The sequence below is a fragment of the Nocardia sp. NPDC052112 genome (assembly GCF_040680135.1).
Classification (GTDB): domain Bacteria; phylum Actinomycetota; class Actinomycetes; order Mycobacteriales; family Mycobacteriaceae; genus Nocardia.
The window spans coordinates 1-2,396 of the sequence record NZ_JBFAWD010000074.1; the positions used below are offsets into that span (position 1 = coordinate 1).

Below are 2,396 nucleotides of genomic sequence, written 5' to 3' on the forward strand. Positions count from 1 at the left end.
TGACGGCGCTCACTGAACTTCCCCACTGACGCTCACCGAAATTCCCCATTTGTCCCGTGTGGCTCCGCCGTGAAGGGCGGGCCTCCTCCGATGCTGGTGGTTACCACACCTGACCAGCGCTTTCGATCGGAGGAGGCCCGCTTTTCCATGTTGACACGTGAGGAAGATGTGGAAATCAGTGCCCTACGCGCCCGGGGCTGGACGATCTCACAGATTGCCCGGCATACCGGCCGTGACCGCAAAACCGTTCGTGCGTATCTGGCCGGGGAACGAACCCCTGGCGTGCGGAAACGGCATCTGCCGGATCCGTTCGAACCGTTCGTCGACTACGTGACCGCCCGCCTGGAAGAAGACCCGCACCTGTGGGCGCAGACGCTGATGGACGAACTGGAACCCCTCGGTTTCCCGCTGTCGTATCAGTCGCTGACCCGCAACATCCGCGCCCGCAAACTGCGGCCCGTCTGCCAGGCGTGCCGGACCGCGACCGAACGCCCCAACGCGATCATCCCGCACCCGCCCGGCGGTGAAACCCAATGGGACTGGGTCGATCTGCCGAATCCACCCACGTCATGGGGGTGGGGACCGAACGCGCACCTGCTGGTCGGGTCGCTCGCGCATTCCGGCCGCTGGCGCGGCTATCTCGCACCTGCCACCGACCAGCCGCACCTGATCGAGGGCCTGGACCGCGTCGCCCGCGCACTGGGCGGGGTGACCGCGTCGTGGCGGTTCGACCGCATGTCGACGGTCTGCTACCCGTCCACCGGGCAAGTGACCGCGTCGTTCGCGGCGGTGTTGAAGTACTACGCGGTGTCCCCGGCGATCTGCCCACCCCGGCGCGGCAACCGCAAAGGTGTGGTCGAGAAGGCCAATCACACTGCCGCGCAACGCTGGTGGCGCACCCTCGCCGAGGACACCACCATCGAACAAGCCCAAGCGTCGCTGGACCGGTTCTGTTCGTTGCGGGGTGACACCCGGCTGCGGCCGACCGCTGACGGCCGCTCCAGCGTCGCGACCGTCGCCGCGCGGGAACCGTTGCGGCCCATACCTGCTGACCCGTATCCGTCGGTGATCGCCGAAACCAGGGTCGCCTCGAGGCAGGCATTGGTCGCTTGGCGCGGCAACCGCTACTCGGTGCCGCCGGAGCTGGCAGCAGCGACGGTGATCGTCACGCAACCGCTACGCGGCAACACCATCGACATCGCCACCAGCGCCGGGATCGTGATCGCCCGACACGAACGCGCCGCCGACGGGCTCGGCGCATGCGTCCGAGACCACGGCCACGTCGTCGCACTCGATGCCGCCGCGATGGCCGCGGCGAACACCGGCCGCCCCCACCGCCGCAAGGAACGCATCCCGCCCGGCGCAACCGCACGAGCCGCTGCGGCAGTGCTTCGCGCTGCCGCCGATCCGGCCGCACATCCCGCAACACCTTCGGCCGCAACCAGATACGAGAACACCGCGACCGTCACCGATCTGGCCGCCTACGAGCGCGCCGCCACCGCCAGGAGCCGCAAATGACCACCAGCCCCGCACCGAAGAAAACCAGCCGCCGCGCCACCAAGGCCGTCGGCGCCGAACAGTCCGCGACCCGCTACCAGCAACTGCGGTCGCACCTGGCCACGCTCAAACTCCACGCCGCCGCCGAAGCACTGCCCTCGGTGCTCGAAGACGCCACCACGCAGAACCTCTCGGCGACAGCAACATTGGAGAAACTGCTCCGGATCGAGGTCGACGACACCGAAGCCCGCCGGTTGGCCGGGCGCTTACGGTTCGCCAGCCTGCCCACCCCGGCGTCGCTGGAGAACTTCGACGTCGATGCCGCCTCCGGCATCGACCGGCCACTGCTCGACGAACTCGGCACCTGCCGCTACCTCGAAACCGCGACCAACGTCCTGCTCATCGGCACGCCCGGTACTGGAAAGACACATCTGGCAACGGGTCTCGCGCGGGCGGCCGCGCACGCCGGTTACCGCACCTACTTCACCACCGCCGCCGATCTGGCCGCCCGCTGCCACCGCGCCGCGATCGAGGGCCGCTGGGCCACCACCATGCGCTTCTACGCCGGACCGGCGCTGCTCGTGATCGACGAACTCGGCTACCTGCCCTTGCCCGCCGAAGCCGCCTCAGCACTGTTTCAGGTTGTGTCGCAACGCTATTTGAAAACCTCGATCGCGATCACCACCAACCGCGGCGTCGGATCCTGGGGCGAAATCCTCGGCGACAACACCGTCGCCGCAGCACTCCTCGATCGTCTCCTGCACCGCTCCATGGTCATCAACCTCGACGGCGACTCCTACCGACTCCGCGACCACCAAGCCACCGCCGACAACCTCCGCCGAGCCACCACCGGAAACCGCGAACCCCTATAATCGACACCGCTCACGGGTGGGGAATTT

Annotated in this window: 2 protein-coding genes; both read left to right on the plus strand. The window is 68.0% G+C overall.

All coding sequences use genetic code 11. The annotated features are described in order from the left end of the window. Positions 1-147: 147 nt before the first annotated feature. The gene (locus tag AB0L58_RS42950; protein ID WP_364397502.1) at positions 148-1,518 is read left to right on the plus strand and encodes an IS21 family transposase; all 1,371 of its coding nucleotides are present in this window, start codon (positions 148-150) and stop codon (positions 1,516-1,518) included. Continuing rightward, positions 1,515-2,369, plus strand: a complete 855-nt coding sequence (gene istB, locus AB0L58_RS42955) for an IS21-like element helper ATPase IstB (protein ID WP_364397505.1) — start codon at positions 1,515-1,517, stop codon at positions 2,367-2,369. The genes AB0L58_RS42950 and istB overlap by 4 nt, the downstream gene beginning before the upstream one ends. The last annotated feature ends 27 nt before the right edge of the window (positions 2,370-2,396 follow it).

Bases quoted from the DNA above. Each gene is read 5' to 3' on its own strand.
- istB (WP_364397505.1), top strand. From the start codon at position 1,515: ATGACCACCAGCCCCGCACCGAAGAAAACCAGCCGCCGCGCCACCAAG.
- AB0L58_RS42950 (WP_364397502.1), top strand. From the start codon at position 148: ATGTTGACACGTGAGGAAGATGTGGAAATCAGTGCCCTACGCGCCCGG.